Source organism: Streptomyces sp. NBC_01092, from assembly GCF_045039535.1.
GTDB lineage: Bacteria > Actinomycetota > Actinomycetes > Streptomycetales > Streptomycetaceae > Streptomyces.
This window is the reverse complement of sequence record NZ_CP108659.1, coordinates 7659059-7672363: the sequence shown is the minus strand read 5'-3', so window position 1 is coordinate 7672363 and position 13305 is coordinate 7659059. Positions and strand designations below refer to the sequence as shown.

At 71.9% G+C, this 13305-nt stretch carries 14 protein-coding genes; 5 read left to right on the top strand and 9 right to left on the bottom strand.

Annotation, left to right across the window (positions count from 1 at the left end; translation table 11 throughout):
- Positions 1–73: 73 nt before the first annotated feature.
- The 4 genes from infB to rimP all read right to left on the bottom strand — a co-directional run bounded on the left by infB (position 74) and on the right by rimP (position 5255).
- On the bottom strand, positions 74–3214 hold the full coding sequence (gene infB / locus OG254_RS34950; protein ID WP_405589815.1) for a translation initiation factor IF-2: 3141 nt from the start codon (positions 3212–3214) through the stop codon (positions 74–76).
- Between the two features lie 147 nt (positions 3215–3361).
- A complete protein-coding gene (locus OG254_RS34945; RefSeq protein ID WP_351188607.1) occupies positions 3362–3658 on the bottom strand; it encodes a YlxR family protein in 297 nt (98 codons plus the stop codon).
- A 101-nt stretch (positions 3659–3759) separates the two neighbouring features.
- Positions 3760–4746, bottom strand: a complete 987-nt coding sequence (gene nusA / locus OG254_RS34940; protein WP_147994090.1) for a transcription termination factor NusA — start codon at positions 4744–4746, stop codon at positions 3760–3762.
- A gap of 2 nt (positions 4747–4748) precedes the next feature.
- A complete protein-coding gene (rimP, locus tag OG254_RS34935; protein WP_405589812.1) occupies positions 4749–5255 on the bottom strand; it encodes a ribosome maturation factor RimP in 507 nt (168 codons plus the stop codon).
- A 220-nt stretch (positions 5256–5475) separates the two neighbouring features.
- On the opposite strand from rimP, the gene OG254_RS34930 reads away from it, so the two are divergent.
- From OG254_RS34930 to OG254_RS34920, 3 genes are read left to right on the top strand one after another with little or no spacing between them, the layout of a single operon-like run.
- Complete coding sequence (locus OG254_RS34930) at positions 5476–6036, top strand: hypothetical protein (RefSeq protein ID WP_405589810.1); 561 nt, start codon at positions 5476–5478, stop codon at positions 6034–6036.
- Complete coding sequence (locus OG254_RS34925) at positions 6033–6497, top strand: ferritin-like domain-containing protein (RefSeq protein ID WP_405589808.1); 465 nt, start codon at positions 6033–6035, stop codon at positions 6495–6497. The genes OG254_RS34930 and OG254_RS34925 overlap by 4 nt, the downstream gene beginning before the upstream one ends.
- Before the next feature lie 49 nt (positions 6498–6546).
- A complete protein-coding gene (locus OG254_RS34920) occupies positions 6547–7446 on the top strand; it encodes an aminoglycoside phosphotransferase family protein (protein ID WP_351188599.1) in 900 nt (299 codons plus the stop codon).
- 142 nt (positions 7447–7588) lie between these two features.
- Here the strand turns inward: OG254_RS34920 and OG254_RS34915 are convergent, their stop codons facing one another.
- From OG254_RS34915 to OG254_RS34900, 4 genes are all read right to left on the bottom strand, one after another.
- Positions 7589–7999, bottom strand: a complete 411-nt coding sequence (locus OG254_RS34915) for a hypothetical protein (RefSeq protein ID WP_405589806.1) — start codon at positions 7997–7999, stop codon at positions 7589–7591.
- A gap of 276 nt (positions 8000–8275) precedes the next feature.
- Positions 8276–8794, bottom strand: coding sequence for a WhiB family transcriptional regulator (locus OG254_RS34910; protein WP_405589803.1), 519 nt, complete (start codon positions 8792–8794; stop codon positions 8276–8278).
- A complete protein-coding gene (locus OG254_RS34905) occupies positions 8791–9738 on the bottom strand; it encodes a BN159_2729 family protein (protein WP_405589801.1) in 948 nt (315 codons plus the stop codon). The genes OG254_RS34910 and OG254_RS34905 overlap by 4 nt, the downstream gene beginning before the upstream one ends.
- Complete coding sequence (locus OG254_RS34900; RefSeq protein ID WP_405589799.1) at positions 9735–10325, bottom strand: sigma-70 family RNA polymerase sigma factor; 591 nt, start codon at positions 10323–10325, stop codon at positions 9735–9737. The genes OG254_RS34905 and OG254_RS34900 overlap by 4 nt, the downstream gene beginning before the upstream one ends.
- 305 nt (positions 10326–10630) lie before the next feature.
- Here OG254_RS34900 and OG254_RS34895 point away from each other — a divergent pair, with 305 nt between their 5' ends.
- A complete protein-coding gene (locus OG254_RS34895; RefSeq protein WP_351188588.1) occupies positions 10631–11053 on the top strand; it encodes a helix-turn-helix transcriptional regulator in 423 nt (140 codons plus the stop codon).
- Positions 11054–11242: 189 nt separating this feature from the next.
- Positions 11243–11488, top strand: a complete 246-nt coding sequence (locus tag OG254_RS34890; RefSeq protein WP_147994083.1) for a hypothetical protein — start codon at positions 11243–11245, stop codon at positions 11486–11488.
- 93 nt (positions 11489–11581) lie between these two features.
- Here the strand turns inward: OG254_RS34890 and OG254_RS34885 are convergent, their stop codons facing one another.
- Entirely contained in the window at positions 11582–13285 is a 1704-nt protein-coding gene (locus OG254_RS34885; protein WP_405589794.1) for a proline--tRNA ligase, read from the bottom strand.
- Between the last annotated feature and the right edge of the window lie 20 nt (positions 13286–13305).

The following is a 13305-nucleotide window of genomic DNA, read 5'->3' as shown; positions in this document are numbered from 1 at the left end:
TCGGTGCCCGGCGGCAAACGCCGTGCTGGCCGACGGGACCGAAGTCCCGCCGGCCAGCACGAACCGTTGGCTGTTACGCCCGCGGCTTCTCCCGCATCTCGTACGTCGCGATGACGTCGTCGACCTTGATGTCGTTGAAGTTGCCGAGGTTGATACCGCCCTCGAACCCTTCGCGGATCTCGGTGACGTCGTCCTTGAAGCGACGCAGACCCTCGATGTTGAGGCTCTCCGCGACCACCTTGCCGTCGCGGATGAGGCGCGCCTTGGTGTTGCGCTTGACCTCGCCCGAGCGGATGAGGACACCGGCGATGTTGCCCAGCTTGGACGACTTGAAGACCTCGCGGATCTCCGCCGTACCGAGCTCGACCTCTTCGTACTCCGGCTTGAGCATGCCCTTGAGGGCCGCCTCGATCTCCTCGATCGCCTGGTAGATGACCGAGTAGTACCGGACGTCCACGCCCTCGCGCTCGGCCATCTGCTGCGCACGCCCGGCGGCGCGCACGTTGAAGCCGATCACGATGGCGTCGGAGCCCATCGCCAGGTCGATGTCGGACTCCGTGACCGCACCGACGCCGCGGTGCAGGACGCGGATGTCGACCTCTTCGCCGACGTCCAGCTGGAGCAGGGAGGACTCCAGGGCCTCGACGGAACCAGAAGCGTCACCCTTGATGATCAGGTTCAGCTGCTGGACCTCGCCGGCCTTGAGCACCTTGTCCAGGTCCTCCAGCGACACACGACGCGTGCGCTTCGCGAAGGCCGCGTTGCGCTCACGGGCGGCACGCTTCTCGGCGATCTGACGGGCCGTACGGTCCTCGTCCACCACCAGGAAGTTGTCGCCCGCACCCGGGACGTTGGTCAGGCCCAGGACCTGGACCGGCGTCGACGGGCCCGCCTCGGTGACGTTGTTGCCGTTGTCGTCGTGCATGGCGCGCACTCGGCCGTAGGCGTCGCCCACGACCATCGTGTCGCCGACCCGCAGGGTGCCTCGCTGGACGAGGACCGTCGACACGGCACCGCGGCCGCGGTCGAGACGGGACTCGATCGAGATGCCCTGCGCGTCCTGGTGCGGGTTGGCCCGCAGGTCGAGCGAGGCGTCGGCCGTGAGGACCACGGCCTCCAGCAGCGAGTCGATGTGCAGACCCTGCTTGGCGGAGATGTCGACGAACATGGTCTCGCCGCCGTACTCCTCGGCCACCAGCCCGTACTCGGTGAGCTGACCGCGCACCTTGGTCGGGTCGGCGCCCTCGACGTCGATCTTGTTGACCGCGACGACGATCGGGACGTCGGCCGCCTTGGCGTGGTTGAGCGCCTCGACCGTCTGCGGCATGACGCCGTCGTTGGCCGCGACGACCAGGATCGCGATGTCCGTCGACCGGGCACCACGGGCACGCATGGCGGTGAACGCCTCGTGACCCGGGGTGTCGATGAAGGTGATCGCGCGGTCCTCGTCGTTGACCTGGGTCGAGACCTGGTAGGCACCGATGTGCTGAGTGATGCCGCCGGCCTCGCCCGCGATGACGTTCGTCTTGCGGATGGCGTCGAGGAGTCGGGTCTTACCGTGGTCGACGTGACCCATGACGGTGACGACCGGAGGACGGACCACGAGGTCTTCCTCGCCGCCCTCGTCCTCGCCGAACTCGATGTCGAAGGACTCGAGCAGCTCGCGGTCCTCCTCCTCGGGGCTGACGATCTGAACCGTGTAGTTCATCTCGCCGGCGAGGAGCTCCAGCGTCTCGTCGGAGACGGACTGCGTGGCCGTGACCATCTCGCCGAGGTTCATCATGACCGCGACGAGGGACGCCGGGTTGGCGTTGATCTTCTCCGCGAAGTCGGTGAGCGACGCACCGCGCGACAGGCGAATGGCTTCGCCGTTGCCGCGAGGCAGCATCACGCCGCCGACCGACGGGGCCTGCATGGCCTCGTACTCCTGGCGCCTCTGCCGCTTCGACTTGCGGCCACGACGCGCGGGACCGCCGGGACGACCGAAGGCACCCTGCGTGCCACCACGGCCACCGGGACCGCCGGGACGACCACCGAAGCCGGGACGGCCACCGCCGCCACCGCCACCGGGACCACCGGGACGACCGGCGAAACCGCCGCCACCGCCACCGGGACCACCGGGACGACCGGCGAAACCGCCGCCACCGCCACCGGGACCACCGGGACGACCGGCGAAGCCGCCGCCGCCACCCGGACGACCGCCGCCACCGCCACCGGGACGACCGCCGCCACCGGGACCACGGCCACCGCCGGGGCCACCACCGGGACGCGGGCCGGCAGCAGGACGCTGCGGCATCATGCCGGGGTTGGGACGGGGACCACCGGGGCCACCGCCGGGACGGGGACCGCCGCCCTGCGGACGGGGCATGCCGCCCGGGCTGGGACGCGAGCCGCCCGGAGCCTGCGGACGAGGACCGCCCGCCGCGCCCTGGGGACGGGGACCGCCCTGACCCTGCGGACGCGGAGCGCCGCCGGGAGCGCCGGGGCCACCGGGGCCGCCCGGACGCGGGGCGCCGCCCGGACGGGGCGCCTGCGGGCGCGCCATGCCGGTGGAGCCACCAGAGGTGAACGGGTTGTTACCCGGACGGGGACCGGCCGGACGGGCACCGGGACGCTGAGCGCCGCCACCCGGACGACCGCCGCCGGGACGGTCACCGCGGTCACCGCGGTCGCCGCGCTCACCACGGCCCTGGCCGCCCTGACCGGGACCACCCGGACGGGGGGCGCCGGGACGCGGAGCCTGGCCGCCCGGACGCGGAGCACCCGGACGCGGGCCGGAGCCCTGAGCCGGAGCTGCGGGAGCCGCCGGGGGTGCCGTGAACTCGGGCGCGGTCGGAGCCGGGGACGCCGGGGCAGGCCGCGGCGCGGGCTTCGGGCCCGGAGTGGGACGGGTGCCGCCGGGAGCAGCCGGCGCGGCCGGGGCCGCGGGCGTCTCGGCTGCCGGCTTGGGGGCCGGCGGGCGCGGCGGAGCCGGACGGGCTGCCTGCGCCGGAGAGGGGGCTGCCGGCTTCGCCGGGGCAGCCTTGCGTGCGGAGGCGGGCTTGCCGCCTCCGTTGCCCTGCTGGAGGGCGTCCGTCAGCTTACGGACGACGGGCGCTTCGATGGTCGAAGACGCCGAACGGACGAATTCACCGAGTTCTTGGAGCTTGGCCATGACGACCTTGCTCTCAACCCCGAACTCCTTGGCGAGTTCGTATACCCGGACCTTAGCCACTTCGCTCCTTTTAGGTCCGGGTTGCGTCCGGACCGTCGCTACTTCATGGGCGTACTCATCGCGTGCTCATCGAGTGCTCATCGCAATCTCGACCTACTTCCAACTCGCGGGGTACCTGGGCCGCGCGGGGGTTCCGCACGACGCTTCTTACGGTGTTGCCTGGTCAGCAACTGTTCTCTGCTCGACGTACTGGCGCAACGCCTTTGTGTCGAGCGCTCCCGGGGCGCGCAACGCCCGCGTGAACGCCCGTCGGCGTACCGCCTGGTCGAGACAGACCAGTGCGGGGTGTACATACGCACCCCGGCCGGGCAGCGTACCGCGAGGATCAGGGACGCACTCGTCCTTGATCGCCACGATCCGCAGCAGATCAGCCTTGGCCGCTCGCTCCCGGCACCCCACACAGGTACGTTCAGGGCAGGCGCGGTCGCGTGTCCGGCCAGACACCTTTAAGTCTACCTCCCCGTACCGACCTCACCCCTTTGGGGCAGGATTCGAACAGTTGCCGCTCGGTAACCCGACGTGATCCAAGCGTCTCGCGGCTTGATCTATTCCCCGGCCTGCTCGGTGTCCGGGCGGATGTCGATCCGCCAGCCGGTGAGCCGGGCCGCGAGCCGGGCGTTCTGCCCTTCCTTGCCGATCGCCAGGGACAGCTGGTAGTCGGGCACGGTCACGCGCGCGGAGCGAGCGGCCATGTCCACGACCTCCACCTTGGAGACCCGGGCGGGGGACAGCGCGTTCGCCACCATCTCGGCCGGGTCGTCCGACCAGTCGACGATGTCGATCTTCTCGCCGTTCAGCTCGCCCATGACATTGCGCACCCGGCCGCCCATGGGGCCGATGCAGGCGCCCTTGGCGTTCAGACCGCTGCGCGTGGACCGTACGGCGATCTTGGTGCGGTGGCCGGCCTCGCGGGCGATGGCGGCGATCTCCACCGAACCGTCGGCGATCTCCGGCACCTCCAGGGCGAAGAGCTTCTTCACCAGGTTGGGGTGCGTGCGCGAGAGGGTGACGGACGGGCCGCGGACGCCCTTCGCCACTCGTACGACGTACGACCGAAGCCGCATCCCGTGCTGATAGGCCTCGCCCGGGACCTGCTCCTGCACCGGCAGGATGGCCTCCAGCTTGCCGATGTCCACGAGCACGTTCTTCGGGTCGCGGCCCTGCTGGACCACGCCGGTGACGATGTCGCCCTCGCGGCCGGCGTACTCGCCGAGCGTCGCGTCGTCCTCGGCGTCGCGCAGCCGCTGCAGGATGACCTGCTTGGCGGTGGTGGCGGCGATACGGCCGAAGCCGGACGGGGTGTCGTCGAACTCGCGGGCCTCCTGGCCCTCCTCGAGGTCCTCGGGGTCCTCCTTCGCCCACACGGTCACATGGCCGGTCTCCCGGTTCAGCTCCACGCGCGCGTGGCGGCGGCTTCCCTCGGTGCGGTGGTAGGCGATGAGGAGGGCCGACTCGATCGCCTCGACCAGCAGGGGGAAGGAGATCTCCTTCTCCCGTACCAAGCCCCGCAGGGCACTCATGTCGATGTCCACGGCTACGCCTCCTCTTCCTTCTCGTTCTTGCTGTCCTTGCGGTTGAACTCGACCTGCACGCGCGCCTTGTCGATGTCCGGGAAGCCGAGTCTGCGGCTGGTGGCCTTGCGGCCCTTCACGCCGGGCACTTCGAGGTCGAGGCCATCGTCGTCGGCCTTCAGGATGCGGGCCACCAGCTCGCCGCCGTCGGCCAGCTGGAACTTCACCAGCCGGTCGACGGCACGCACGTAGTGGCGGTGCTCGGTGAGGGCGCGTTCCGCGCCCGGGGTGCCGACTTCGAGGGTGTACTCGCCCGCGCCCATCGCGTCCGTCTCGTCGAGCTTCGCCGAGAGCTCGCGGCTCACATCGGCGATCGTGTCCAGGTCCGCCCCGGTGTCGGAGTCGACGACGACACGCAGCACGCGCTTGCGTCCGACGGAGTCCACTGCGATCTCTTCGAGATCGAGGCCCTGAGAGCTGACGAGCGGTTCCAGAAGTTCTCGCAGCCTCTCGCTCTGGGTCGTGCTCATCCGGGTGACTCCTCGGCCGCGTGTGCTGTTGTGGGATGGGTCGCGTGTCTGGTCAAAGGGTATCGGGTCGCGAGGAGTGTTGCCGTCCACCTGCGGGCGAGCGGTGCCGGTGAGTGGTGCGGGGCGCATGCGCGGGTACGGTGATCACGGGCCTGCGGTCCGCCGACTCCGCAGCCGCTTTCGCAACTGCTTTCGTACGAGCTCCCCGAGGACGTCTGCCGTGCCGTTCCCCTCGCCACCGCGCTCCCCCTCGGGGCCGCGCAGAAGAACCCTGCTGGCCTCGGCCGCCGGGGCCGCCCTCCTTGTGGGCTGCACCTCCCGGCCCGACGATTCGGACGGCGGCACGAGCGGCAGCCCGTCGCTCGCCGAGCGGGCACGCGCGCGTGCGGCCCGCGACAGCGAGGGCCTGGTCGGGCAGTACGACGCCGTACTCGCCGTCCATCCGGTGCTGACCGAACTGCTGGGGCCGTTGCGGGCGCAGGCCCTGCGGCATGCGGGGGCGTTCGGCGGGGGTTCGTCCGGACCGTCCGCCGGATCGCCCACGACGTCCGGGGCGCCGAAGGCCGGGAAGGCGTCGCCGTCGGCCTCCCCTTCGGCGAGCGCGCCCGTTCCCGCGCACGAGCGGGACGCGCTGGCCGAGCTCGCCGCCGCCGAACGGGCGCTCGCGGACCGGCGGGCCAAGGCGCTCCTCGACCTGCCCGGTGAACTGGCGCGGCTGCTGGCCTCAGTGGCGGCGGCAGGGGCGGCGCACGCGTATCTGCTGACGGAGGCGGCCAAGTGAGCGAGGCGAAGAAGGCGACGGTCACGGCCCTCCAGGCGGCGCTCGCCGCCGAGCACGCGGCCGTGTACGGATACGGCGTCGTCGGCGGCCGGATCGGCGAGGAGCGGCGCACGGAAGCACAGGCGGCATACGCGGCGCACCGGGCCCGGCGGGACGCGCTGGCGCGCGAGGTGCGCGACCGGGGCGCCGAACCGGTCTCCGCGAGCGCCGCGTACGCGCTGCCGTTCCCGGTGCCGGACTCGGCGTCGGCCGTCCGGCTCGCCGCCGAGTTGGAGGACCGGGTGGCCGGGGTGTACTCCGACCTGGTGCGGGCAGCCGAGGGTGAGCTGCGGGGCACGGCCGCCGAGGCGCTGCGGGAAGCCGCGGTGCGGGCGGTGCGCTGGCGGGGCGAGAGCGTAGCCTTCCCTGGTCTCGCCGAGCGGGCGGGCACCACGTCGACGTCGGCGGCGCCCTCCGCGTGACGCGGGCCGCAGCACACGTAGGGGCAGTACGGGAAGGAACGACTCGCGCATGGCTTTCGAACCGCCGCAGCGTCTGGTGAGGGCGCTCGGTGAGACGGCACCGGACGGTGACGACTGGTTGGAGAAGCTGCCGGAGGCGGCCCACCAGGCCGTCGCGCTACGCGAGTTGACCGTTGAGCGGGTGCAGATGCCGGGCGGCCGCAGCAGCCTGGTGATGCTGGTGCGGCAGCCGGACGGCACCCCGGCCGTGCTCAAGCTGGCGCCGCCCAGGGCCCGCCCGGAGAGCGAGCGGGCCGCTCTCGCGCACTGGGGCGGCGTGGGCGCCGTACAGCTTGTGGACTCGTCCGTGACCGAGGGTGTGCTCCTGCTGGAGCGGCTGCAACCGGATCTGTCGGTGCGATCGCTGCCGGAGGCGAAGGCGTTGCTGGAGGCGGCGGGGACGCTGCGGCGGCTGTGGGTGCAGCCCCCGGCCGACCACCACTTCGAGACGGTGGCCGAGCGTACGGGCCGGCAGGCCGAGGCGATGCGGGCGACCGCGTCGGCGGACGCGGAGGTGGCGACGCTGGTCGACGCCGCGCTCGCCGCCCGCGAGGAATTGCTGGCCGCGCCGCCCGAACGGCGGTTGCTGCACGGGACGTTCCGGCAGAGCAAGGTACTGGCCGGGGAGCGGACGCCGTGGCTGGCGGTGGGGCCGGACCCGGTCGTCGGTGAGTGCGCATTCGATCTGGCGCGCTTGGTGCGGGATCGGGTGGAGGACCTGATCGCCTCGCCGTCGGGCGCGGGGACGACCCGGCGGCGGGTCAAGCGCCTCGCGGAGTCGCTGGACGTGGATCAGGAACGGCTGCGCGGGTGGACGCTGTTCCGGGCCGTCGAGTCGGGCGTGCGGGCTCGGCGGGTCGGGCGGGCTCAGGACGCGGAGTTGTTGCTGGAATTCGCGGGCTGGCTCTAGCGGCGGCCCGGTACGGGGACATGACCGGGACCACGCCCCCTGCTGTGATCGGGGCAGGGGGCGTGGTGGATCCGGCCGTCTTGCCTCCCGAGCCTGGCGGCCGGAGTCTCGTGTGGCCGCCGGGACACCCGTCCGAGCGGCTTCAGCGGTCGCCGGGGCGCAGGGGCCGCACCGCCGCCCACGTCTGCGCCGGTGCGCCGAAGAGGGTCTCCTCCATCGCCAACAGCCGGGTGTGCCCGCGGATGTGCGCCGCCTGGTCCGGGGCCGCACGACCGTCCTTGGTGACCGAGTACGCGTACGGGACGTGCGCGAACAGCGGCAGGTCGGCCGGTGGCAGCGGCCACGACAGTTGCTGTCCGCCGACCTCGATGCGCAGCAGGTGGACGTCGCCAGGTCCGGCACCGACGTCGGCGACGAGAACGGCACTCGACGGGTGCAGCGCCGCCAACCAGGCGAGCAGATTTGCGCGTTCGCGCAGGGCGTGGGTCAACTCCCGCTCGTAGGAGTCGGCGTGCCACTGCCAGCGGTCGCGTTCCTGTCGGCAGTCGTCCATCTCCCGTGCCAGGCGCCGACGCGTGCCTGTTCGCGGCACGAGGGGTCTGCCGCGCGGCCGTAAGAACCTGCGCAGGACCGTGGCCGTTCGGCCGAGGAGACCCGGGGTCCGGGCGTCACCGGACCCGGATTCGTCGGGCGGGGGATCCGACGGGGGCGAGGACATGAGGTACTCCGGTGCGTTGAGAGTGAGGGGTGGGGTGGGGTGGGGTCAGTTCGGGTCGGCGAATGACCCGGCGCGGTGTCGGGTGGGGTCGTGGAGGTGGGTGGGCTCCCTTTACTCGGGGGTGAAACGGGTGCCGGCGGTGGACCCGGTTCGGCGATAGCGGCCGGCCTCCCGGGCGTTGGCCGCGCGGCACGCCTCGTCGACGGGCTCGCCGCGGCGCAGGTGCCGCTGGTAGGCCGCGCGCGTCCCGCAGGGGGCGAGCAGCGTGGGCGGAGGTCCGGCCGAATCGAGGGGCGGGGTGGGCTCGGCGGGCGGCGACGCCTGTCGGTACGGCTGTGCCCGCGGGTTGGCGGCGCGCTCCAAGTCATGGCGCTGAGGGCCTGTCAGCCCGGCGACGACGCCCTGGCGACGGCACCGGGGAAGGCCCTTCTCCCGTTGCAGCACGGCGGCCCGACAGGGATCGAGCACGGGGCAGGCGGCGCAGATCGCGACGGCCGTCGGCCGGGAACGGCGGGAGAACCAGAGGTCGGCGTCGCGCTCCCGGCAAGCGGCACGCGCCTCCCACGCCCGCGAGCCCTCCCCCGCCCCGACCTCCCCCCGGCTCCGCAGGCCCGCCTCACTGCGGGTCATCCGACCGGCCCGATCTGGCCTCGCAACGGTGCCGACGATGGAGCGGGCGGGGATGTGGATGGCGGTGCCGTCGAGGGTGCGGACGACGGCCCGGGCCCAGGCGCCGCCGGCACTGCAGCCGAAGTCGCGCTCAACGGCACAGGCCCGGGCCCCGTCGGCATCACGGACGGAGGTGGGGACAGCGGTGCTGACGTCGTACGCAGCGCCCCGTCGCCGTCGGACGCGGCACCCCGGCCGACGGTCCGCATCGGCGACAACGGCCCCAGATGTGCCGCCACGTTGGCGAGGGAGCATCGCTCGGTGCGGCCGTCCAGGGACATCAGGGGCATGCCGTCGTGGGTTCGCCAGCCCTGGAAGTACCAGACGTCCCCGTGCGCGTCGCGCTGTGGAAACGCCAGGTCGTACGTGGCGCCGCCGAGTCGGAAGGGACGCGCCTGTGGTCCGGTCACGGCGGACGGGGGTGCCGTCGTGGCGCCGTGGGCCACCACCGTCACCCGGACACCGCCGCGCTCCCCCTCGCCCGTCACCGTGTGGAGGCGGATGCCTGCCCCGACGACAGTGATGCCCAGGTACGCACGCCAACGGGCCCATGCGACGGGGCCGTCGACACGGAGCGCGACCCGCACCCGGTCACCGTCCACACGGACGCCGGACGGACCGGCGTGCCCGGCCAGCCTGCGTTCGATGTCGCACGCGAGGGACCGCGCCCGCGCGCACGAGGCGTCCCAGGCCAGGGCCTGGTGCTCCAGGTCGGTGAGCGGGCGCGGAACCCGGCACCAACCGCCGTCCGGCGTCCGGTGCAGTACGACGCCGAAGGAGCGCAGGGGGTCGACCAGGAGGCGGGCCGAGTCGAGCGCGTGCGCGACGGCGGTCGCACGGTCGTGGGCGGCGGACTCCAGTACCGCGCGGATCACACCGACGGCGTGCGGGAAGTTGCTGTTCACACGGACACCGCCCCGGCCGGCCGGCGCAGCTTGCGCAGGGCGCGATAGGTCAGCGTCTTGACCGCGCCGACGCTCCGGCCCATCGCCAACGCCGTCTCCTGCGGCGTCAGTTCGTCGAGGAAGCGCAACTCCACACAGTGCCGTTGCTGGGCGTTGAGCATGTGCAGGGCTGTGCGGACCGCCTCGTGGGCCTCGACGGCCTCCAGTGCGCGCAGGGCGAGCGTCTCGGCGTCCCGGCCGGCCTCCCTGGGCTCGTCGAACTCGGCTACCGGCGTCTCCAGGCGGGTGCGGCCGCGGTCGAGTTCGTCGAGGTGGAGGTTCTTCGCGATGGTGGTCAGCCAGGCGGCGAAAGCCGTGCCCTGCCAGGTGAAGGAATCGATGCGCCGCAGGGCGCGGGTGAACGCCTCCTGGGTCAGGTCCTCCGCCAGATGTCTGTTGCGCGTGCGCACGAGCAGGAAGCCGTACACGAGGCGGTAGTGCTGGTGGTACAGCGCCGCGAACGCCTCCCGGTCGCCCCTGCGGGCCCGGGCGACGAGCTCGGGTTCCGGGTCGTCCGGAGCGGCGGTGACGCTGTTCGGTAAGGACACGATCGGATCTCCCGTCGACATCATCCTGAATCTTCAATATTCATGTAGATGTAGATTACCTGAACGCACGGGCACGGCCCACGCCAGGAGCCGCCATCCACATCCGGTGCCATCTACAGTCTTCATGTAGATGCAGATAGTGTCAAGGCGCCCACGGAACGTGAGGAAAGGCGGGCATCCGCACGAGGGTGGGGGCGCGCGTTTTCGTCATCGTCCGCGCAGCGCTCCCGCACGCCCCCGAACCCTTCACGACCGATCTGCGATCTACTTGCGCTTGTAGATATTGATGACGGATCCTCGGATGCGTGACGAACCAGCAGAGCCGCTCAGGAGCCCCGGACCAGGGCCAGGATCCCTCGCGCCTGGAAGAGGACCTGGCCACTCTGCTCGAACGTCTGCTGGCGCAGGCGCCGGACCGAACCCAGAAGGACCTGGCGGCGGAGGCCGGCATCTCCTATCCGACGCTGAACGCCTGGGTGAACCGCACCCGCGGCACCTCGCGCATAGACCCGGAGAAGCTGCGGGCCATGGTCGATGTGTTCCGGCGCTGGGGCGTGCGGACGACGCCGAGGGAGTTCTTCGAGGCGGTGGGCCGCCCCGTACCCGGACCCAGCGGGGACGAGCGCGAGGCCCGGCTCCTGAAGCTGTACCGGCAATTGCCGGAGGCACGTCAGCGCGCACTGCTGAAGGACGCCGAAGCCATGCTTCAGGTCAGCCGCATCGGGTGAGGTCAGCGGCGCGTTTTCGGCCAACGAGCCCTCTCGCTGCCGCGTGCCGGGTGTGACGGAAGCTTCCGGTGCGGCGGGAGAATATGACGAAACTCCTCACGCACCCGACCGCCGTCGGTACCATCAGTCAGCCGCTGACCTCCCGGAGCGGATCACTCCGTGCTGTAGTGCATCCCTGGGGAGACAGTCGTGTGCGTCCACATTGCCGTGACGGAGAATCTGGCGGGCATCGCGGTCTGGGATCCGGACGAGGTCAGCATCCGCGTCGCCAGAGGCGCCCCGGCAGGTGACGTGCTCCGGGAAGTGGCGGACATCCTGATGATCGACCTGGGCGCCCCCGTCTCACGCGGCGGGCCCCTGCGCTGCTTCTGCGGCATGCGCGTGGAACTCCCCCACGAACTCCTCCCCCGCGTCCTCGCGGCCGAGGCCGGCTGAGACGGGCCGAGCAGGCAGGACCGCTCCCCTCCGTGGTGACACTGACGCTGTGTCACGTCCCACGGTCGGGGAGCAGCCCTGCTGAGGGGTTCCTTACGCCGTCAGGCGGGCGATCGCCTCGTCCACCGTCAGTTCCTCGCGCTCGCCGGTCCTGCGGTCCTTGAGCTCGACGACGCCCTCGGCCGCGCGCCGCCCGGCGACCAGGATCTGCGGTACGCCGATCAGCTCCGAGTCCGTGAACTTCACGCCCGGCGAGACACCGGCGCGGTCGTCGCACAGGACGCGCAGGCCGGCCGTGGCCAGCTTCTCGGAGACGTCGAGGGCGAGTTCGGTCTGGAGTGCCTTGCCCGCGGCGACCACGTGGACGTCGGCCGGGGCGACCTCGGCCGGCCAGCACAGGCCCTTGTCGTCGGCGGTCTGCTCGGCGAGGGCGGCGACGGCGCGGGAGACGCCGATGCCGTAGGAGCCCATGGTCACGCGGACCGGCTTGCCGTTCTGGCCGAGGACGTCGAGCTTCAGGGCGTCCGCGTACTTGCGGCCCAGCTGGAAGATGTGGCCGATCTCGATGGCACGGTCCAGCTTGAGGCCGGTGCCGCACTTCGGGCAGGGGTCGCCCTCCTGGACGACCACGACGTCGACGTACTCGTCGACCTCGAAGTCACGGCCCGCGACGACGTTCTTCGCGTGCGTGCCCTCCTTGTTGGCGCCCGTGATCCACGAGGTGCCGGGGGCCACGCGCGGGTCGGCGAGGTACTTGACCTTCTCGCCCAGGCCCTGCGGACCGACGTAGCCGCGGACCAGGTCCGGGCGCCCGGCGAAGTCCGCCTCGGTGACCATCTCGACGACGGCCGGGGCGAAGTGCGCCTCGACCTTGCCCATGTCGACCTCGCGGTGACCGGGGACGCCCACGGCGACGATCTCGCCGTCGACCTTCACGAGGAGGTTCTTGAGCGTCGCGGAAGCCTCGACGCCGAGGTGGGCGGCCAGGGTCTCGATGGTCGGGGTGTCCGGGGTCGGGATCTCCTCGAGCGCGGCCACGCCCGCGGCGTCCACCGGCTTCAGCTCGTACGTGATCGCCTCGGTGTTGGCCGCGAAGTCGCAGTTCGGGCAGTCCGCGAAGGTGTCCTCGCCGGCCTCGGCCGGGGCGAGGAACTCCTCCGACTTCGAGCCGCCCATCGCGCCGGCGGTGGCGGCGCAGATGCGGTAGTCGAGGCCGAGGCGCTCGAAGACGCGCTGGTAGGCCTGGCGGTGCAGGGCGTAGGACTGGCCGAGGCCCTCGTCATCGGTGTCGAAGGAGTACGAGTCCTTCATCAGGAACTCACGGCCGCGCAGGACGCCGGCCCGGGGGCGGGCCTCGTCGCGGTACTTGTTCTGGATCTGGTAGAGGATGACCGGCAGGTCCTTGTAGGAGGACGCCTGATCCTTCACCAGCAGGGTGAAGATCTCCTCGTGGGTCGGGCCGAGCAGGTAGTCGCCGCCCCTGCGGTCCTTGAGGCGGAACAGCTCCTGGCCGTACTCGTCCCAGCGGCCCGTCGCGTCGTACGGCTCACGCGGCAGCAGCGCGGGGAGCAGCACCTCCTGGGCGCCGATCGCGTCCATCTCCTCGCGGACGACGCGCTCCACGTTGGCGAGGACCCGCTTGCCGAGGGGCAGCCAGGACCAGATGCCGGCCGCCGTGCGGCGGACGTAGCCCGCGCGGACCAGCAGCTTGTGACTGAGGACCTCGGCGTCCGCCGGGTCGTCGCGCAGCGTCTTCGCCATCAACTGGGACATGCGCTGGACCGGTGCGTTCGCCATCGTTCTCGTACTCCTGCCGG